This is a genomic window from Thermomicrobium sp. (genome assembly GCF_053493975.1).
Map to the genome: position 1 here is coordinate 64,494 of NZ_JBRBZA010000006.1, position 18,301 is coordinate 82,794.

The 18,301-nt window shown below is 61.2% G+C and carries 21 protein-coding genes and 2 tRNA genes; 11 read left to right on the forward strand and 12 right to left on the reverse strand.

The features are described from left to right. Positions 1-58: 58 nt before the first annotated feature. From polA to rlmB, 4 genes are all read left to right on the forward strand, one after another. Positions 59-2,812: a DNA polymerase I gene (gene polA / locus ACWIVK_RS01090; protein WP_448574685.1), complete on the forward strand. Its 2,754-nt coding sequence runs from the start codon at positions 59-61 to the stop codon at positions 2,810-2,812. 81 nt (positions 2,813-2,893) lie between these two features. Beyond that, the gene (locus ACWIVK_RS01095; protein ID WP_448574686.1) at positions 2,894-3,139 is read left to right on the forward strand and encodes an FmdB family zinc ribbon protein; all 246 of its coding nucleotides are present in this window, start codon (positions 2,894-2,896) and stop codon (positions 3,137-3,139) included. Between the two features lie 118 nt (positions 3,140-3,257). Further along, positions 3,258-4,655: a cysteine--tRNA ligase gene (gene cysS / locus ACWIVK_RS01100; protein WP_448574687.1), complete on the forward strand. Its 1,398-nt coding sequence runs from the start codon at positions 3,258-3,260 to the stop codon at positions 4,653-4,655. After that, on the forward strand, positions 4,652-5,437 hold the full coding sequence (gene rlmB / locus ACWIVK_RS01105; protein WP_448574688.1) for a 23S rRNA (guanosine(2251)-2'-O)-methyltransferase RlmB: 786 nt from the start codon (positions 4,652-4,654) through the stop codon (positions 5,435-5,437). The genes cysS and rlmB overlap by 4 nt, the downstream gene beginning before the upstream one ends. A 30-nt stretch (positions 5,438-5,467) precedes the next feature. On the opposite strand, the gene ACWIVK_RS01110 is transcribed toward rlmB, so the two are convergent. Beyond that, complete coding sequence (locus ACWIVK_RS01110; protein WP_448574689.1) at positions 5,468-5,797, reverse strand: DUF4258 domain-containing protein; 330 nt, start codon at positions 5,795-5,797, stop codon at positions 5,468-5,470. A 413-nt stretch (positions 5,798-6,210) separates the two neighbouring features. Here ACWIVK_RS01110 and rplI point away from each other — a divergent pair, with 413 nt between their 5' ends. From rplI to ACWIVK_RS01145, 7 genes are all read left to right on the forward strand, one after another. Then, positions 6,211-6,684, forward strand: coding sequence for a 50S ribosomal protein L9 (rplI, locus tag ACWIVK_RS01115; RefSeq protein WP_448574690.1), 474 nt, complete (start codon positions 6,211-6,213; stop codon positions 6,682-6,684). Positions 6,685-6,697: 13 nt separating this feature from the next. Beyond that, positions 6,698-8,050 (forward strand): replicative DNA helicase, encoded by a 1,353-nt coding sequence (gene dnaB, locus ACWIVK_RS01120; RefSeq protein WP_448574691.1) that lies wholly within the window; start codon positions 6,698-6,700, stop codon positions 8,048-8,050. Positions 8,051-8,063: 13 nt separating this feature from the next. Beyond that, positions 8,064-8,768, forward strand: a complete 705-nt coding sequence (locus ACWIVK_RS01125; RefSeq protein ID WP_448574692.1) for a DnaD domain-containing protein — start codon at positions 8,064-8,066, stop codon at positions 8,766-8,768. A 31-nt stretch (positions 8,769-8,799) separates the two neighbouring features. Next, entirely contained in the window at positions 8,800-9,492 is a 693-nt protein-coding gene (locus ACWIVK_RS01130) for an ATP-binding protein (protein ID WP_448574693.1), read from the forward strand. Between the two features lie 68 nt (positions 9,493-9,560). Then, positions 9,561-11,306: a hypothetical protein gene (locus ACWIVK_RS01135; protein WP_448574694.1), complete on the forward strand. Its 1,746-nt coding sequence runs from the start codon at positions 9,561-9,563 to the stop codon at positions 11,304-11,306. A gap of 115 nt (positions 11,307-11,421) precedes the next feature. Continuing rightward, the gene (gene cdaA / locus ACWIVK_RS01140) at positions 11,422-12,336 is read left to right on the forward strand and encodes a diadenylate cyclase CdaA (protein ID WP_448574695.1); all 915 of its coding nucleotides are present in this window, start codon (positions 11,422-11,424) and stop codon (positions 12,334-12,336) included. Then, positions 12,287-13,582, forward strand: a complete 1,296-nt coding sequence (locus ACWIVK_RS01145) for a CdaR family protein (RefSeq protein WP_448574696.1) — start codon at positions 12,287-12,289, stop codon at positions 13,580-13,582. The genes cdaA and ACWIVK_RS01145 overlap by 50 nt, the downstream gene beginning before the upstream one ends. Positions 13,583-13,651: 69 nt before the next feature. Here ACWIVK_RS01145 and ACWIVK_RS01150 read toward each other — a convergent pair whose 3' ends face one another. The 11 genes from ACWIVK_RS01150 to ACWIVK_RS01200 form a co-directional block, all read right to left on the reverse strand. Beyond that, on the reverse strand, positions 13,652-14,275 hold the full coding sequence (locus ACWIVK_RS01150) for an ANTAR domain-containing response regulator (protein ID WP_448574697.1): 624 nt from the start codon (positions 14,273-14,275) through the stop codon (positions 13,652-13,654). Positions 14,276-14,323: 48 nt separating this feature from the next. Then, positions 14,324-14,397, reverse strand: a tRNA-Pro gene (locus ACWIVK_RS01155). Between the two features lie 65 nt (positions 14,398-14,462). After that, positions 14,463-14,861, reverse strand: coding sequence for a 50S ribosomal protein L7/L12 (gene rplL, locus ACWIVK_RS01160; RefSeq protein WP_012642076.1), 399 nt, complete (start codon positions 14,859-14,861; stop codon positions 14,463-14,465). Positions 14,862-14,900: 39 nt separating this feature from the next. Next, on the reverse strand, positions 14,901-15,440 hold the full coding sequence (gene rplJ / locus ACWIVK_RS01165; protein WP_448574698.1) for a 50S ribosomal protein L10: 540 nt from the start codon (positions 15,438-15,440) through the stop codon (positions 14,901-14,903). Positions 15,441-15,598: 158 nt separating this feature from the next. Next, a complete protein-coding gene (gene rplA / locus ACWIVK_RS01170; protein ID WP_448574699.1) occupies positions 15,599-16,324 on the reverse strand; it encodes a 50S ribosomal protein L1 in 726 nt (241 codons plus the stop codon). Between the two features lie 52 nt (positions 16,325-16,376). Beyond that, positions 16,377-16,802, reverse strand: coding sequence for a 50S ribosomal protein L11 (rplK, locus tag ACWIVK_RS01175; protein ID WP_448574700.1), 426 nt, complete (start codon positions 16,800-16,802; stop codon positions 16,377-16,379). A 66-nt stretch (positions 16,803-16,868) separates the two neighbouring features. Continuing rightward, positions 16,869-17,456, reverse strand: a complete 588-nt coding sequence (gene nusG, locus ACWIVK_RS01180; RefSeq protein ID WP_448574701.1) for a transcription termination/antitermination protein NusG — start codon at positions 17,454-17,456, stop codon at positions 16,869-16,871. 5 nt (positions 17,457-17,461) lie between these two features. Next, complete coding sequence (gene secE, locus ACWIVK_RS01185) at positions 17,462-17,731, reverse strand: preprotein translocase subunit SecE (RefSeq protein ID WP_448574702.1); 270 nt, start codon at positions 17,729-17,731, stop codon at positions 17,462-17,464. Positions 17,732-17,852: 121 nt separating this feature from the next. After that, positions 17,853-17,925, reverse strand: a tRNA-Trp gene (locus tag ACWIVK_RS01190). Positions 17,926-17,948: 23 nt separating this feature from the next. Next, positions 17,949-18,119: a 50S ribosomal protein L33 gene (gene rpmG / locus ACWIVK_RS01195; RefSeq protein WP_448574703.1), complete on the reverse strand. Its 171-nt coding sequence runs from the start codon at positions 18,117-18,119 to the stop codon at positions 17,949-17,951. A gap of 39 nt (positions 18,120-18,158) precedes the next feature. Next, positions 18,159-18,301 (reverse strand): EF-Tu C-terminal domain-related protein (locus ACWIVK_RS01200; protein WP_448574634.1); only part of this gene is annotated, 143 nt, incomplete at its 5' end.

An 18,301-nucleotide genomic window follows, 5' to 3' on the forward strand; every position in this document is an offset into this window, starting at 1 on the left:
AAATCCTGAGACGACGGGTTGGTCTCGTCTATAATCCCCGCGACGAGGAGAGGATGCCATGCCGGAGCGCGCACGTCGACCACGCCTGGTACTCGTCGATGGACACGGGCTCGCCTATCGCGCGTATCACGCGTTGCCCCCGACTCTCGCGACCAGTGCCGGCGAACCGACACATGTGGTGTTCGGATTCGCCAGCATGTTGCTGGAAGTGCTGAACGATTTCGAACCCGATTACGTCATCGTCTGTTTCGATACGGGACGGAGCTTTCGACAACAACTCTACCAGGAATACAAGGCTCACCGCCCCGAAACACCGGACGACCTGAAGCACCAGCTCGAGCGAATCCGCCAACTGCTCGCTGCATTCGGAATCCCGGTCGTCACGCGCGAGGGCTACGAAGCTGATGACCTCATCGGAACACTCGCTGCTCGCGCCACTGCCAACGGGCTCGAAGTCCTTGTCGTCACCGGTGATACCGATTTGCTCCAGCTCGTCGATGAGAATGTTCGGGTCATCCTTCCCGGTCGCCAACGGTTCGGCGATTACCGCGTATATGACCGTCAAGCAGTCATCGAGCGGTACGGCTTCCCACCCGAACGGTTGCCCGAATACAAGGCACTCGTCGGTGATCCGTCCGACAACATTCCTGGAGTCCCGGGAATCGGCGAAAAGACAGCGACACGACTCATCCAGCGTTTCTCCTCCCTCGAGGAGATGCTCGACCGCATCGACGAAGTGGAACCGCCTCGGCTGCGCGAGGCGCTTCGGGCGGCCCGCGAAACCGTCCTCGCAAGTCGCCGCCTCGCCACTATCGTTCGCGATGCGGACATCACTTTCGACCTCGAACAGGCTCGCTTCGGCGATTTCGACCGCGAACGGGTCCTCCGGCTGTTTCGCGAACTCGAGTTCCGCAGCCTCGTTCCTCGACTTCCGCAACCGCGCCAACAGGTGCGGACGATGGCAGCGCCAGCCAGCCAGCGACGTGCCGTCCTGACCGATGCCGATTTGAGCGACCTTGTCCGGGACTTGGAAACCTGTCAGGCCTTCGCGCTCGATGTGGAGACGACAGCTCTGCACCCGATGTATGCCGAGCTCGTAGGTATCGCGTTGGCGACAGCCCCTGACCGGAGCTATTACGTGCCGCTCGGACACACCACCGGTGATACCCAACTCGATATCGAACAGGTGTTGGAGCGACTCGCTCCCTACCTGCGCCATCCGGACAAGCAACGTTTTGCGCACCATGGGAAATACGATGCCTTGGTCTTGGAACGTGCCGGTTTTCCCCGACCACGCATCGACTTCGATACGATGATCGCCGCCTACCTGCTGGGCGAAAATGCGGTCGGCCTCAAAGAATTGGCATTCACGAAGCTCGGGTGGGAGATGGAGGAAATAACCGAGCTCATTGGGCGAGGCAAGAAACAGCTCACGATGGATCGCGCCGAGATCGCACGGGTCACGCAATACGCCTGTGCCGACGTCGAGGCGACATACCGGTTAGTCGAGGTCCTTCGTCCACAACTCGAAGCCCACAATCAACTCCGCTTGTTCACCGACATCGAACTCCCGCTCATCGACGTACTGATCGACATGGAAAAGGCAGGCATCGCGATCGATGTGCCGTACCTCGAACGGCTCTCCGTCACGCTCGACGGTCAGCTGCAATCCCTCGAGCGACGCATCTACGAACTGGCTGGGCACGCCTTCAACATCAACTCGCCCCAACAGTTGAGCACCCTGCTCTTCGATGAACTCGGCCTGCCTCGCGGCAAACGAACCAAGACGGGGTATTCGGTTTCACAAGAGGTACTCGAGAATCTCCGCGATACCCATCCTATCGTCGACGCGATTTTGGAATACCGGCAACTCCTCAAGTTGAAGTCCACATACGTCGATGCCTTACCGCGGCAAGTCCATCCCCAAACCGGACGCGTGCACACCATTTTCCATCAAACCGTCGCTGCCACCGGCCGCTTGAGTTCCTCCGACCCGAACCTTCAGAACATTCCTGCTCGCGGCGAGCTCGGACTTGCCGTCCGCCGCGCCTTCATCGCTGACAATCGCCCGGGCTATCGGATCGCTGATGAACCGATTCTGCTTCTTTCGGTCGACTACTCGCAGATCGAGCTTCGCCTGATGGCTCACTTCAGTCAGGATCCTGCGCTCCTGCGTGCCTTCGCTGAAGGCAAGGATATTCACGCGGCCACCGCGTCTGAAGTGTTCGGGGTCCCCCTGGACGCGGTCACGCCGGAAATGCGTCGCATCGCGAAAGTCGTCAATTTCGGCATCATGTACGGGATGCAAGCATACGGCCTCGCTCGTGACACCGGCATGAGTCGTCAAGAAGCACAGCGCTTCATCGAAGCGTATTTTCAGCGCTTCCCCGGCGTCGCCCGTTATCTCGAAGAGACGAGGCGTCGTGCGGCCGAACTCGGTTACGTCGAAACGCTCTTCGGCCGGCGGCGCTACTTGCCCGAAATCACGTCCTCCAACCCAGCACGGCGTCAGGCGGCCGAACGGATGGCGGTCAATATGCCGCTGCAAGGCACTGCAGCCGATATCATGAAGCTGGCCATGATCGCTGTTCACCGAGCGCTGGCCGAACGCAGCTTGCGTAGCCGTATGTTGCTCCAGGTTCATGACGAACTCGTCCTGGAGGTACCGGAGTCGGAACTTGCGACGACGACGGAACTCGTCATGACACGCATGACTCGCGTCGTCGAGCTCAGTGTGCCGCTGGAAGTCGATGCCAAAGCGGGGCCCAATTGGGCTGACCTTGAGCCGGTTCGAGTGAAACTCCCCCACTAGACCTTGCTCAAGGATGCAGCGGCGACTACAATCTACTCGGCGGGACGCGATCGACTCTTGCCACGCAAGGAGGGGTGCTCGATGCCGATCTACGAATACGAATGCACGACCTGTGGCCAACGATTCGAAGTCAAGCAGCGCTTCTCGGACGAACCAGTCGCCAGTTGCCCGAGTTGCGGTAACGCGGTCCGTCGTTTGCTCTACCCCGCCGGGATCATCTTCAAGGGATCCGGTTTTTACATTACTGACTACAAGCGTTCTGGAAGCTCCAACGGGAAGAGCGAGAGTAGCTCGGAGACCGTCTCGTCCAGCTCCAAGGATGACTGACTATCTCTGCAGAGCGGTGAGCGGGCGACCGATCTTGGTCGCCCGCTTCTTTTCTGATCCGTGCAGGCTTCAGGTATGCTCTGGTGGGACGCGACGGTGACGCGAGGAGAACGAACCGATGACGTTGCGCGTGACGAACACGCTGACCCGAGAGAAGGAACTGTTCGAAACATTGGAACCGGGACACGTGCGCATGTACGTCTGCGGGCCGACCGTCTATAGCGATGCCCATATCGGCCATGCCATGTCAGCTGTCGTCTTCGATATGATCCGCCGGTATCTCGAGTACAGCGGCTATCGGGTCACCTTCGCGATGAACTTCACCGATATCGACGACAAGATCATTCAGCGCGCCGCCACGCTCGGCCTACCCCCTCGTGAGCTGGCTGAGCAACTCATCGATGCCTGGCTGGATGAGACAGCCGCGCTCAACATCAAACCGGCGACGATCTACCCCCGCGCCACTCAGGAGATTCCGACCATCATCGAGATGGTCAAGGGTCTTCTCGCCAAAGGACATGCCTACACGGTCGACGGTGATGTCTACTTCCGCGTTCTTTCGTTTCCAGAATACGGGAAACTCTCACACCGCTCGTTGGAAGAGATGCTAGCCGGCGCCCGCGTCGAAATCGACCCCCGCAAGGAGCATCCCATGGACTTCGCACTCTGGAAGGCCGCCAAACCGGGCGAGCCAGCTTGGGACAGTCCGTGGGGCCCGGGGCGTCCTGGATGGCACATCGAATGCAGCGCCATGATCTATCGGCATCTCGGCGAACAGATCGACATTCATGGCGGAGGAGCGGATCTCATTTTTCCCCACCACGAAAACGAGATCGCTCAATCGGAAGCATTCACCGGAAAGAAGCCGTTCGTCCGCTACTGGCTGCACAATGGTCTCCTCCAGCTGGGCGGCGAAAAGATGAGCAAATCGATCGGTAACTTGATCACCATTCGCGAACTCCTGGCGCGGAACGGGGCTGGCCCCTTCCGCTTGCTGGTGCTCAGCTCGCACTATCGTAGTCCCCTCACTTTCACTGAGGAAGCTTTCGAGGCAGCAGCTCGGGGCTTCGATCGATTGCGTCTCGCTGTGCAGGGCATCGAACCGACCGAGTTACCGAGCCGCCCGGAGCACGAACTCGCCATGCTCGCCGATGCGACGCGGCTCGCCTTCCGTGAAGCCATGGACGATGATTTCGATACCCCGAGCGCGCTCGCCCGTCTTTTCGAGTTGGCCCGTGCCATCAATCGAGCACGAGCCTCTGGTGAGCGCTTGGAAGCGATCCGCTACGCTCAGTTCACCTTATTCGAGCTCGCGACTGTGCTCGGCTTCCGGTTCGACGAGCAACCGACCGGTCGCCAGTCAGCGGAACCTTTCATCGAGCTTCTTCTCGACGTGCGAGCACGGTTACGGGCTCAACGTCAGTGGGAATTGGCAGACTACATTCGCGGTCGACTCAACGAACTGGGCGTCCTCGTCGAGGATACACCGGGCGGAACGACCTGGCGTTGGACATGAGACGGTTACAGCCAGGTCGGCCGAGCGAGTATCTCTACGGTCGTAACGCGGTCGCGGAATCCCTCAGAGGACGGCGACGTCACCGACGACTCTATGTCGCGAGCGGGATCGAGACTCATGGCCGTATCGTGGCGCTGATGGAAGCAGCGCGCGATCGTGGGATTCCGGTCATCGTCGTCCCGCGCAGCGAACTCGACCGGATGGTTGGCTCTGTCAATCACCAGGGAGTCGTTCTCGAGACCAGTCCTTACCCGTACATCGATTTCGCGACGTTGCTCGCACCGGCGCCAGAGAGCATCGTTCTCCTGCTCGACCATCTGCAGGATCCACAGAATGTCGCGACCTTGCTCCGCACTGCCGAGGCTGCTGGTGTGCATGGGGTCGTCCTACCGGAACGACGCGCTGCTGGGATCACGCCGGCCGTCGTCAACGCCTCAGCTGGCGCTGTCGAGCACCTCCAGATCGCGCTCGTCACCAACCTCGCACGTGCGGTCGACACGCTCCGCGAGCATGGCTACTGGATCGTCGCCTTGGAACCGGGACCGAACGCCCAGTCGCTCTTCCGAGCCCCCTTGCCACTCCCGCTGGTTGTGCTGGTCGGCGCTGAGGGGCACGGCTTGTCACCGGTTCTCCTCCGACGTGCCGATGTGCAGGTAGTCATCCCGATGCTGGGACGAATCGAATCGCTCAATGCAGCCGTTGCCGGGTCGATCGCTCTTTACGAGATTGTCCGTCGGCTGTTGGGACAGGAACTCCCCGAAAAATCCTCGACACGAGGGTGAAAGGCAGGGTAGCCATCCTCCGCCATGACGTCAGGCAGCCTCGGCGAAGAGCACGTCCCGCTTGCGTCCAGCTCCCCGCAGCCCAGTACGGTTCTTGAACGCTGTGCAGACCGTGCGGCCGTCTGGCTTGAGCACGATCGTCAATCCTTCGAGACGCTCGATCCAACTGCCTCTCGCGCGATGCCGCTGCACCTCACGGTGCCCAAAATACACGACCAGACAATCCGGTCCATGGAAAAGGCGCCCGTGCTTCAGCACGAACTCGATATGCGCGAGTCGGATTCCCCGCTGCGCACAACGCTCGCGAGCGTGGTCAGTCAAGACGAACGTCCGCTCGACGATGGCTTTGCTCCTTTCCACCAGGCCACCCTGCCTTTGCCCCGTGCGGGCAAAATCTAACTACGAACGTGTCCGCCTGTCAATAGTCCAACGCTCCCATGACTGTAGACCTAGTACCTGCTCGGTCCAGTTGGCTGAGACAGTGTCACCTTGGTACTGCGGATACCCCGGCATCAGCGTAGGACTCCTCCACTCTCGACAGCCGTCTTGGTCCTCGTCGAGCTCGACCTCTTCTCGGTACACACTAGCTGAGCACCCGGATACCGGGTAAGGTAGCGACACACGGCTTCTCGTCCAGACGGAAACGCGACTTTCCCTTGTGCCTCGGCGTCAAAATTGCGGTCCACGAGGGCTTCTCGGTATAGTTGACGACGTGGTACACTGGGTGTACGGACACCCTGCAGTCGTCATGAGACACGAGCGGGAGAGAAGCGATGAAGGTCATCTTGCTCCGCGATGTTCCCAACGTCGGAAAGGCCGGTACGATCCAGAGCGTGTCCGATGGGTTCGCGCGCAATTACCTCATTCCTCAGCGGCTCGCCGAACCAGCAACCCCTGACCGCGTTGCGGTCGCACAGGCACGGCTCGCGGCACAGCGCCGCCGGATCGAGCGGGCCGAGCAAGCACTCCGCGACCTCGCCCAGCGCCTCGAGGGGCTCCGTGTGGTCATCCCAGCCCGGGTCGGTGAGAGCGGGCGACTGTACGGGTCCATCACCGGACGCGAGATCGCCGAACGACTCAGCCAACTGGTCGGTCTAGAGATCGACCGCCGGGCAGTCGAGCTAGAGCAACCGATCCGCTCGCTCGGCGAGCACCGGGTCCCGATTCACCTGGTCGGCAGTCTGCGCCCCACCGTGATCGTCGAGGTCATCCCAGAAGAAGGCGATCGAGCGGACGAGAACGAATGAGCAGGTGTGTGCGATGACGAGCACGGCTGCCGAGGCCATCGAGCGGTTACCGCCGCACAATATCGAGGCCGAGCAGGCCGTGCTCGGTAGCCTGCTCATCGATCGCGATGCCATCATCCGGGTCGCTTCCTTCCTCCGCCCCGACGATTTCTTTCGCGGGAGCCACAGCGTCATCTACCAAGCTCTGCTCGACCTTTACAACCGGCGGATACCTGCCGACTTCGTGACGGTCGTCGACGAACTCGAGCGGACCGGGCGCCTCGACGATGCAGGCGGCGTCGCCTACCTCACGGAGCTCCTCAGCGTGGTCCCGAGCGCCGTCCACGTCGAATACTACGCCCGGATCGTCGAGCGCACAGCGACGTTGCGCCGACTGATCAGCGCTGGAACGGAAATCGTTCGCCTCGGCTTCGACGAACGAATCGAAGCGGACGAAGCGATCGAGCGAGCCGAGCGTCTCATTTTCGATGTCTCGCAGCGCCGAGCGAGTCGCGACTTCGTTTCCGTCGGTCAAGTACTCGAGCAGTTCTTCGAGAAGCTCGACTATATCCAGCAGCACCGCGGTGAAGTCATCGGTGTTCCCACCGGGTTCGCCGATCTGGACAAACTCACTGGAGGACTCCAACGCTCCGACTTGATCATCCTGGCGGCACGGCCATCGGTGGGAAAGACGTCTTTCCAGCTCAGCATCGCCCATCATGCCGCCGTCAAGGCGGGCAAAGTGGTCGCCATCTTTAGCCTCGAAATGTCGGCCGAGCAACTCGTCCAGCGCCTCTTAGCCATGGAAACAGGGATCGATACGCACCGCCTCCGACTCGGCTATATCGACGAGCAAGAGTGGGACGCGATCTCGCGAGCCTTCGGTCGCTTGGCGGAAGCCAGGATCTTCATCGACGATACGCCAGGTATCAGCGTCATGGAACTTCGCAGTAAGGCTCGACGCCTGATGGCCGAGCACGGCCTCGACCTCGTCATCGTCGATTACCTTCAGTTGATGCACGCCCGCCGAGCGGAAAACCGCGTCCAGGAGATCTCGGAAATCTCTCGCGGACTCAAAGCGCTGGCCCGCGAACTCAACGTGCCTGTCCTGGCCCTGTCGCAGCTCTCTCGAGCCGTCGAGACGCGAACCGATCATCGGCCGCTCCTGAGCGACCTGCGCGAGAGCGGTAGCCTGGAACAAGACGCAGATGTCGTCATCTTCATTTACCGTGACGAAATCTACAACCCAGACACCGACCGTCGGGGAATCGCCGAAATCATCGTAGCCAAGCACCGGAACGGACCGACGGACACCGTTCACCTTCGCTTCTTCGATCGCACAGCTCGCTTTGCCGATCTCGAACTCTATCGCGAACCCGGTGCGTGAACGAGGAGGCCGGATGGAGCGTGATGCGGTCGGCATACCCAGTTGTCTTCCCATCGATCTAGCCGAACGCTTGATCAGTCAAGCGCGTGATGTCGCAACGATCAAGGTCGTACTCGCGACTGCCCGGCTCGCGACCCTCCACGGCAGTTCCGCGATACCGATTACCGCCCTCCTCAGTGATTCAGCCTTGCGTCGTGGTATCCGTCCTGGGGGCACCGATCGCTCTCCGGAGCACGAGATCCGGCGAGCGATCGAGATCGCTGTCGCCCGCGGTTTCCTCGTGCGGCTGCGCAGCTCTGCACCGAGTGGTGGCACGAGCGAATGGGTCGCGCTGGCCACTCTTTCGACGGTCGCGACGGCTCGGCGCGATCCGGCTGCTCTCCTTCCTATCCAGCTGGATATCCAACAGCGCATCGATGTCGAGCGGCCGAACGTCTTCGCGTTGTACGAGCAAAATATCGGTCCACTGACGCCACTCATCGCGGAGCAACTCGCCGAGGCGATCGAACGCTATCCAGCAGCGTGGGTTGAGGCAGCCATCGTCGAAGCAGTACACTACGGACGCCGGAACTGGCGCTATGTCCAGCGGATCCTCGAGCGTTGGGCCATCGAAGGACGAGACCATGAGACCCATCCGCGAGATCAACGCACTCGCCCGCTCGATCCCGATAAATATCTCCGAGGCAAGTACGCCCCCCTCTTCACCGAGACCGACTGAGAGCGAGGGGATTTCACCTCGAGATCCCCAAATGGGCGACTACTGTCCCATTTGCAAGGGAGCAGGTTATCTCCGCATGGACGTGCCGGTCGGTCATCCGAACTTCGGCCGGATCATTCCGTGCGAGTGCAAAATCCGCGAACGCGAAGCAAAACTGCTCCGTCAGTATTTGGAACTGAGTGGGCTCGAACAGCTCGAGGACTGGACCTTCGAATCGTTCGATCCAACCGTGCCGGGAGTCGCCGATGCTTACCGGATCGCACTCGAGTATGCCCGCAACCCCGACGGCTGGCTGCTTCTCATGGGCGGATTCGGGTGCGGGAAGACCCATCTCGCTGCGGCGATCGCGAATTACGTACTCCACCATCAGCGGCTCTTCCCGCTCTTTACCGTCGTGCCGGATCTCTTGGATTACCTCCGTGCCACCTTCGCGCCCGACCGAACCGACAGTTACGACAATCGCTTCGAGCAGGTGCGGAATGCGGGCCTGCTCGTCCTCGATGACCTCGGAACCGAGCACACGACTCCTTGGGCCACCGAGAAGTTGTTTCAGATCATCAATTACCGGTACAACCAGCGGAAGCCGACCGTCATCACGACCAACCGCGATCTCGACGATCTCGATGAGCGAATCCGTTCTCGTCTGTGCGACCGAGCGATTTGTCGTGCGGTTTTCATTCGCGCTGGCGATTATCGGCTGCGGCGCTCTCGCCTCTCCTCCTGACAACTCTCAACTTTTCCTCGATATGACCGAAATCTCCATGTAGGGTACGGCAGAGATCGCGGGGATTCATGAGCCACTCACACGGACGCGCGACCGCCCCAGAATCTGAAGTGCTCGAGAGCGCGATTCGTCGCCATCTCGAGCTCGACACACCGAACTTGCCCCAACTCACAGAGGCCTGCAATGCAGCTGGCAGGCGTGCCTGGGGCATAGCGATCGATGCACTCCTCGAAGCTGTCGCCGTCGCACCGGACCATGCTGAAGTCGCTGCTCGGGCCATCGAGATCGCGCTCCTACGTGGTGACCGCCACGGCGCTCAACTTCTCCTGCGCCTGCTCCAGCGCCGAGCACAGCTCGATCCCGCGTGGCTCTCCCCCGCTGAAGTGGTGCTGCTCGAATGGCTAGTCGGCCCCGAGGATCGTGATTCACTCGAAGAATTGGCCCGTCAATTGCTTGCGGGCCCAGTGGCGACTCGCAAGGCCTATCTTCCGATCGTTTTGCGCCAACTTCGTGAGCAGGGCAAACCCGATACAGCGGCTGCACTCCGCGCAGTCTGGACCCAAACGGACCGCTCGGACGAAGACGCCTGGTGGTTCGTTTTCGAGGAGACTCTGGAAAACCACGCAACGGACCCGATCACGCAACTCGGACCGGTCGAAACGTGGCCACAGCCGTACACCGGCTGGCAGTGGATACTCCTCGCTCGCATGGCCACGATCGCGCCTGAACCGACTTGCTGGGTTCTCCTCCAAAAGATCGTCGGGGCACTCTCCTCATTCTCTGATCCCTGGGAACAGCAGTTACTCGTCCACCGCATCGTGGCTCAACTGAAACACGAGGACCCTCGCGCGCAACTGATTGCCGCGCTTCTCAATAGGTACGTTGGGGTGGACGTATTCGATCCACCTCTCCACGACCTGATTCGCAGTGGATCGCGCATCGCGCGAGTACTCGCTGCTGGCTTGCTCATTGCAGGGAGATCCGATCGGGCCGATCCAGCGGCGTTCAGCGAGGCGCTCACCGACCTCATGTCTCTTCTCGCCGAGAGCGACGAGCAGGCTTCCCTCGTGCGCGCTCTCCTTCCCGAACTCACCCCCTTGGCCATCGCGGAGTATGCGCTCTGCTCCGAAATACCTTCGTGGCACCGGCAGGCGCTTCGTCTTCTCGAGTCATGCGGTGCAACGGTTGCGGAACTCTCAGCACTCGCCACTCGCTTGGATCTCGCAGGCTTCCACGTCTCGGCAGGTAGTGTGTTGCGTCTCGCCGCAAAGTTCGCGCACCAGCAGCGCGATCGCGCTGCTCTCCTCTCCGTTCTTCACCAACTGATACGAGTCGATCCCTGCGAGCATGCGGCGATCGATTTCGTCATCAACGCCGAGACTCGAGCTGGCCGTACCAGCCGTGCGATCGATACACTCATCGCGGCAGCGACACGAGCCCACGATCGAGGAGCGATCGCACGGTCGATCGCCCTTCTGGAGCGCGCGCAGGCACTTGCTGAATTGGCGGACGACCGACCCCGACTCGCACTCACCGCTGAACTCCTGGCAGCGACGAATGAGGCGAGCGCCGAGCGGCACATCGCCGCAGCGACCGCCCTCTTACGAGCTGGGCATCTCGACCGGGCGCGAGCCCAACTGTGGGCAGCTCTGCGTCGATTCCTTCAAGAGCGCCGTCTCGACGATGCTCTGGCGACGGCCGAGCAACTCGTCGCATTGGATCCGGCGGATGACGCAGCACATGCGCAGCTACACGAACTTCAGCTCCTGCGTCGTCACGCCCACGGGCACGCGAATACTCATCGGCACGCGTAGCCGTTCCGCTTCCCACGCGCCGCTGCTTGGCCCGCGCTGACGCGGGAGTCGAGAGCACACCAGGTGTTAGAATTCGATCAGTGCGCTGGTGTTGCGACCGACAGGGACGAGCGCGATGCCCGAGCTACCCTGGATCTTTACCCGCATCGATCTGCGGGCCCTGGTGGATATACTGTCTGTGACCCTCATTTTCTATTGGCTCTTGTGGGTCATACAAGGGACGCGAGCCGCCCAGCTCGTCCGTGGTCTCGTCATTTTCGTAATCCTGGTGGTCGGCGCAGCGAATCTTTTTCACCTACAGGCGTTGAACTGGCTTTTGAGTCAGGCACTCCCAGCGCTCATCGTCGCGATTCCGGTGGTTTTCCAGCCTGAACTCCGCCGTGCGCTCGAGCGGCTCGGGCATACTGGAGCTTGGCTACGCACCCCGTTAGGTAGTCACGAACCGCAGACCGAGGAAACGATCGAGGAGATTACCAAGGCTGTCGCGCAATTGGCCCGGCTCCGCTATGGTGCCCTCATCGTCATCGAGCGTGAAACGGGTCTTCAAGACTACGCGGATCGCGGTATCCCCCTCGATGCGGCCCTCACGCAGCAACTTTTGGTCAACATCTTCTTCCCGAACTCGCCGCTCCACGACGGAGCGGTGATCATCCGCGGCAACCGGATACTCGCTGCCGGTTGTGTTCTTCCGCTCAGCGAGAATCTGAGCGATCCCCAACTCGGCACACGCCACCGTGCCGGTGTCGGTATCACCGAGGAATCGGATGCCGTCGCCATCATCGTCTCGGAGGAGAGCGGGCAGATTTCGCTCGCTGTGAATGGCCGATTGTATCGAAACATCGATATCGAACGACTCCGCCGCGCTTTACGAGTACTCCTGCATGTCGAAGGAACCGGTCGACGACGTCTCTCGACCTTGCTGGCATCATCCGTGACCGGTACAGCCGTTCCCGAAACGGAACGAAGAAGGGAACCGACCGGTGCAACGACGCGTGAGGATACTCCAGCTTCTCCGTCACGCATGGGCTAGCGTGCGACCAGCGCTGCGTCGGGAGACTCTCGCTCGTCTCGCACTCGCTTTCGTGCTCTCCTTCGGACTCTGGGCTTGGGTCGAAGCGACGAACGATCCGGAGACACAACGGACTATCTCCAACGTGCCCGTCTTCCCACGCGGTCTTTCCCCCCAACTCGTCGTTACCAGCGAATTGCCGACCGTAACCGTCCGCATTCAAGGAGCGCAGAGTCGTGTCCAATCGTTCGAAAGCGGCGCCATCCAGGCATGGATCGACCTCCGTGAAGTCGACGGCCCAGGAACATACATCCGGCCGGTGCGTGTCCAGCTTCCCAGCCGCTTACGCCTCCGCGAGGTCGTTCCCCAGGAAGTAACGGTCCAGATCGACCGTCTTGTGCAACGAAGCGACGTGCCGGTCGAGGTCATCTTTACGGGCCAAATGCCACCCAATCTCCAAGTGCTCTCCGCGACTTCTGACCCAGCGACGGTTATCGTCCGCGGTCCGCAACAGCGAGTAGAGAACATCGCGCGCGTGACGGCTCCGCTGCCACTCGCCGGTCGGACGGAAAGTTTCCAGGAGAGTGTCACGCTCATCCCAGTCGATGCCAACGGCGTGACTGTTCCGGGTATCACCGTCGAGCCATCGACTGCGGTCGTCTCAGTGCAACTGCGCGTGCGCGGCCAAGTGCGAAGGGTCGTCCCGACCATCGTCGGGGCAGACAAACTCGCCCCCGGATACCAACTCGCTGGTCCACCGACAGTGTTTCCGTCTGACGAGGTCGTCATCGAAGGTCCCGAGTCCGCACTCGCTGCTATCCCGTATCTCACGACCACGCCGATCGATGTGTCCGGATGGAGCGAGTCGCGCATCCTGTGGGACGTTCCTATCGATACATCACGGCTTCCTTCGGGAGTCACAGTCGATCCGAAGACGGTCAACATCTCCGTCCAGATCCGGCGAGCTGAGGAAACTCGGTCGCTTCAAGGTCTTCCGATCACTGTGGTGAATGCTCGTCCGGGAACCACCGTCGAGCTGACACCGAGTACCGTCGATCTCGAAGTGAGTGGCCCGAGCACTGTGCTCGAGCAGCTGAAGCCGGGTGATATCCTGGTCATCGTCGATGTCGAGAATGCCGAGCAGGGAATCTATCAGCTTCCCATTCGAGTGACGCTGCCTCCCGAGGTTCGTTACGAGCGCATCTCCTCCAATGTGGTGCAAGTCACCATTCGGTCACTGCAACCGACCCCGTCTCCCACACCGTAAGCGACCCGCAACGAGAGGGAAGGGGTTCCTGTGATCTCTTGCATGGGAGAAGGGCTTTTCGCAAAGAACTTAGGATCGGGGTTCGGTCGAGCGTGTGCTGCTCTCCAGCTGATGCGCGAGCAAGATCGCTTCTGCGATCTCGCGCATCGACTTGCGGCTATCCATGCTCAGTCGGCGCATTCGTTGGAACGCCTCGGCCTCGCTCAGGCCGTGTACCTGCATGAGAATGCCTTTGGCCCGCTCGATCAGCTTGCGAGCTTCCAAGGCATCCTGAAGTTCCACGACTTGGCGCTCCAGACGTTGCACTTCCTGAAAGCGTGCCAGTGCGAGCTCGATCACCGGCATGATTTCGCTCTCCCGGAAGGGCTTGACGAGATAGCCCGCTACCCCTGCACGCCGTGCACGCTCGACCAGCTCGCGCTCGCTATATGCGGTCAGCAAGACCACCGGCGCCAATCGCTCCCGATGGAGGACTTCTGCCGCATCGATACCGTCGACTTCTGGCATTTTGATATCGAGAATGACGAGGTCAGGCTTCAACTTGCGAGCGAGTTCGACGGCTGTGCGTCCATCGGCCGCTTCCCCGACCACGTCATAGCCGAGCGAGGTCAAAAGTTCGCGGAGATCGAGCCGGATGATCGGCTCATCGTCCGCGATCAGAATTCGGATCGGCGTCGCTGCCGTCGCGGTCACCAAGTTCCCCCGTACGAGAAGGCCGCACCGTGGGTGCGGCCCATTCAGTCGGGGCGAGAGGATTTGAACCTCCGACCTCCGGTACCCCATACCGGTGCGCTACCGGGCTGCGCCACGCCCCGCAGTTCGCTGCCAGTATAGCATAGGGACGAGTCGGGACGCCAATGCGCGTCCCGACTCGTCGTCGCTACTTGATCTCGACCTTGGCGCCGACTGCTTCCAGCTTCTGCTTGATCGTCTCGGCTTCCTGCTTGGATACCCCCTGCTTCACCGGCTTCGGAGCCGCTTCCACGAGATCCTTCGCCTCTTTCAGCCCGAGCTGCGTGAGTTCACGCACCACTTTGATCACCTGGATCTTGTTGGGACCGACATCGCTCAGGATCACGTCGAACTCCGTCTTCTCTTCCTCTGCCGGCGCCGCGGCAGCTGGCGCCGCACCCGCCGCGGGAGCCGCAGCGACCGCCACTGGTGCAGCGGTTACGCCGAACCGTTCCTCGAGCGCTTTGACGAGCTGGGACAGTTCCAGCACCGTCATCTGCTCGATCGCTTGGATGATCTCTTCGAGCTTTTCCTGGCCAACTGCCATCGTACGATCCTCCCATCACACATCCGACTCGACTCGTCCTTACGCAGCCTCGGCAGCCTCCTCACCGCCCAACTGGCGCACGCGCGCCTGTAAGACGTAGAGAAGTCCTCGTATCGGGCCACTCAGCACGGACACCAAACCATAGAGTGGTGCCTGCAAGCCACCGACCACCTTCGCGAGCAACTCCTCGCGTGGCGGCAGCGTCGCGAGCGCTTCCACATCGGCGGAACTCAAGAGACGACCCGCGAGGAGTCCGCCTTTGACGGACAGAATTCGCGACTGGCGAGCGAACTCGAGAGTCAACTTTGCCGCCGCAACTGGGTCACCCATCGAATAGACCAGGGCAGTCGGCCCTTCCAGGAGAGGTGTGATGACCTCTGTTCCGGTTCGCTCCGCAGCGATCCGGGTCAGGGTATTCTTCACGACCCGGAAATTGGCCTGCTGTTCTTGCAAACGACGACGAAATGCCGTCATATCCGCGACGCTCAGTCCGCGGTAGTCGGTCAGAATCGCCACGGTCGCCGTGCGCAGAATCTCGCTGATCTCCTCGATCTGTCTTGCCTTCTCCGGAGTCGGCACGAGCACCTCCTCTCGAAACGAGACCCCCTGCGTCGGAACGCAGGGGGCACGTGCGACTGCAGGTTCGCTGTCGTCCGTCCTCCCCGCGCCTCGGCTGGATCGATTAAGCGCCACGCGCCCCAGCTGTCATCGGCGCGGCATCGCCGCGACAGAGTGTATCACGTCACGAACTGCCGTGCTTCCTCCACTGTCGTCGCGACATCCAACGGAATACCCGGACCCATCGTCGGAGCGATAGTCATGGCTTGGAAGAATTGGCCCTTGACCGCTTGGGGTCGCGCCCGCGCGATGGCATCGACCGCGACGTACAAATTCTCGAGCAGCTGCTGCTCGGTGAAACTCTTCCTGCCGATCTGCAGATGAATGTTCCCAGTTCGATCGTTGCGGAATTCGACCCGGCCACCTTTGATTTCGCGGATCACGGCCGGCAAGTCTTCCGGGTTGCGGACCACCGTCCCGGTTCGGGGATTCGGCATCAAGCCTCGTCGCCCCAGGATCCTACCCAGGGGACCGACCTTCCCCATCTGGTCCGCCATCGCGATCGCGGCATCGAATTCCAACCAGCCTCCTTCGATCTGGCGGATCAAGTCATCGCTTCCCACGTAATCCGCGCCGGCCTCCTCCGCGATCCGGGCAGCTTCCCCTACCGCGAACACCAACACACGCGGTGTCCGGCCCGTCCCGTGGGGGAGTGTCACTGTCCCGCGGACGTTTTGGTCGGCATGGCGTGGGTCGATGTTCAACTTTATATGGAGGTCGATGCTCTCGTCGAAGCTCGCATGAGCGACCTTCTTGACCAGCTCCACTGCCTCCTTGGGCGAGTAGCGCCGCGTCACATCGACGAGCTTGAGTGCTTCCAGATATTTCTTGCCGTGCTTCGGCATGGTTCAACCCCCTGTGGTTCGAACGGAGCCCGCTAGCTCCTCCCACGACTCTTCAGCCGACGATCTCGATGCCCATGCTGCGCGCCGTCCCCTCGATCATGCGCATGGCTGCCTCGAGGTCGCGTGCATTCAAGTCCGGCATCTTGAGTTGCGCGATCTCTCGGATCTGCTCTCGCGTTACCCGTCCGACCTTTTGGCGCTTGGGATCGGCAGCTCCCTTTTCGATCCCTGCCGCCCGGCGCAGGAGATCGGCGGCAGGCGGCGTCTTCAACACGAACGTGAAGGAGCGATCTTCGAAGATCGTCACCACGACCGGAATGATCTGTCCTGCCAGATGCGCTGTCTTCTCGTTGTATTCCTTCACGAAATTCATGATCGGTACACCGTGTTGACCCAAGGCTGGGCCAACCGGCGGCGCCGGTGTCGCTTTGCCCGCCGGCAGCTGCAATTTGACGATCGCCTTGACCTTCTTCGCCATCGCTCACCTTCCCCGCTCAAAAACATGGCGAGGCCACAGCGCATCCCCCCACGCTGCAACCTCTGGTCACGTTTCTCGCTCGACCTGCAGGAAATCCAAGGTAACCGGTGTCTCGCGTCCGAAGAACGACACGAGGACACGCACTTTGCCCTTCTCGTTGTCGACTTCGTCCACGACACCCCGGAAGTCCGTGAACGGCCCATCGATGATCCGCACCACATCCCCCGGCAATAGCGTCATCCGCACCTTCGGCTGCTCCGCCTTGGCACCGCGGATGATCGCTTCCGCCTCTGCCCGGTCGAGCGGCACCGGGCGATTCCCGACCCCGACGAACCCAGTGACACCCGGAGTGTTGCGAACGACATGCCACGACTCATCGTCGAGGATCATGCGAACGAGAACGTACCCGGGAAACACCTTTCGCTGAACGGTATGACGCTGACCACCCCGGATCTCGATCTCTTCCTGCATGGGAATCACGACTTCGAATACTTTATCGGCAACATCCATCGTCTCGACGCGGTGCAAAAGGTTCTGCCGTACCTTGTTCTCGTATCCGGAGTAGGTATGCAGGACATACCACTCCCCCTGCTGCTCGCCTTCTCGAACAGCGCCACGCTTCTGTGCCAAGCGTTCTCGCAACGATCGCGACATTGTTCTCACAGCCCCCCGAGAAGATTCCAGAGTCGTACGAAGATGGCATCGACGGCACCGAGGATCAGGCCGAGAACGGTGGCCAATCCGATAACCAGCAGCGTCAGCTTGCGGGTCGTCTCCCGGTCCGGCCAGGTGATCTTGCGCCATTCCGACCGAAGATCAGCGATCAAGCGACGGAGCGCGACGAGCCGCCCGGATTTGCTTTTCGCCGGCCGCTCCTGAGGCTTCACTTTACTCGCCGCCCGCGCCGGGCTCTGCATCTTCGTTGTCATCTCGACCACCCTCGTCGCTGATCGACCGCTCCGCACCCGGGAACAGACAAAAGGGGCGAGCAGTCCCGCTCGACCCCTTCCGCTCGCTTCGGCCGGGGCGAGAAGCTACTCGATGCTTCGGCAGGGCCGGAGGGACTCGAACCCCCAACCTGCGGTTTTGGAGACCGCTGCTCTGCCACTTGAGCTACGACCCTGTGCTGCCCCGACCGAGCCCTGCTCACCGCGTCTCGCGATGCACCTGATGCCGGCGACACCGCGGACAGTATTTTCGGAGCTCTAGCCGCCCGGGATCGTTGCGCCGGTTCTTCTGCGTGACGTAATTCCGCTCGCGGCAGACCGTGCACTCCAACGTGATGATGACCCGGTCGGCCTTCGCTTTCTTTGCCATGATACCACAACTCCTGCGTCCGGTGCCAGTCCCCGCACACTACTTGATGATCTTGGTCACGACGCCGGCGCCGACCGTGCGGCCACCTTCCCGGATGGCAAAGCGCGACCCTTCCTCCAACGCCACCGGCTTGTCCAACTCCACCCGCAGCCGCACGTTGTCCCCCGGCATCACCATCTCCA

What these genes read in the sequence shown, in the direction of transcription:
- ACWIVK_RS01125 (WP_448574692.1), top strand. Translation starts at nt 8,064, where the DNA reads ATGGAGCGTGATGCGGTCGGCATACCCAGTTGTCTTCCCATCGATCTA.
- rplA (WP_448574699.1), bottom strand. Translation starts at nt 16,324, where the DNA reads ATGCCGAAGCACGGCAAGAAATATCTGGAAGCACTCAAGCTCGTCGAT.
- cysS (WP_448574687.1), top strand. Translation starts at nt 3,258, where the DNA reads ATGACGTTGCGCGTGACGAACACGCTGACCCGAGAGAAGGAACTGTTC.
- rlmB (WP_448574688.1), top strand. Translation starts at nt 4,652, where the DNA reads ATGAGACGGTTACAGCCAGGTCGGCCGAGCGAGTATCTCTACGGTCGT.
- rplL (WP_012642076.1), bottom strand. Translation starts at nt 14,861, where the DNA reads ATGGCAGTTGGCCAGGAAAAGCTCGAAGAGATCATCCAAGCGATCGAG.
- nusG (WP_448574701.1), bottom strand. Translation starts at nt 17,456, where the DNA reads ATGTCGCGATCGTTGCGAGAACGCTTGGCACAGAAGCGTGGCGCTGTT.
- secE (WP_448574702.1), bottom strand. Translation starts at nt 17,731, where the DNA reads ATGACAACGAAGATGCAGAGCCCGGCGCGGGCGGCGAGTAAAGTGAAG.
- dnaB (WP_448574691.1), top strand. Translation starts at nt 6,698, where the DNA reads ATGACGAGCACGGCTGCCGAGGCCATCGAGCGGTTACCGCCGCACAAT.
- polA (WP_448574685.1), top strand. Translation starts at nt 59, where the DNA reads ATGCCGGAGCGCGCACGTCGACCACGCCTGGTACTCGTCGATGGACAC.
- rpmG (WP_448574703.1), bottom strand. Translation starts at nt 18,119, where the DNA reads ATGGCAAAGAAAGCGAAGGCCGACCGGGTCATCATCACGTTGGAGTGC.
- ACWIVK_RS01095 (WP_448574686.1), top strand. Translation starts at nt 2,894, where the DNA reads ATGCCGATCTACGAATACGAATGCACGACCTGTGGCCAACGATTCGAA.
- rplK (WP_448574700.1), bottom strand. Translation starts at nt 16,802, where the DNA reads ATGGCGAAGAAGGTCAAGGCGATCGTCAAATTGCAGCTGCCGGCGGGC.
- rplI (WP_448574690.1), top strand. Translation starts at nt 6,211, where the DNA reads ATGAAGGTCATCTTGCTCCGCGATGTTCCCAACGTCGGAAAGGCCGGT.
- cdaA (WP_448574695.1), top strand. Translation starts at nt 11,422, where the DNA reads ATGCCCGAGCTACCCTGGATCTTTACCCGCATCGATCTGCGGGCCCTG.
- ACWIVK_RS01135 (WP_448574694.1), top strand. Translation starts at nt 9,561, where the DNA reads ATGAGCCACTCACACGGACGCGCGACCGCCCCAGAATCTGAAGTGCTC.
- ACWIVK_RS01130 (WP_448574693.1), top strand. Translation starts at nt 8,800, where the DNA reads ATGGGCGACTACTGTCCCATTTGCAAGGGAGCAGGTTATCTCCGCATG.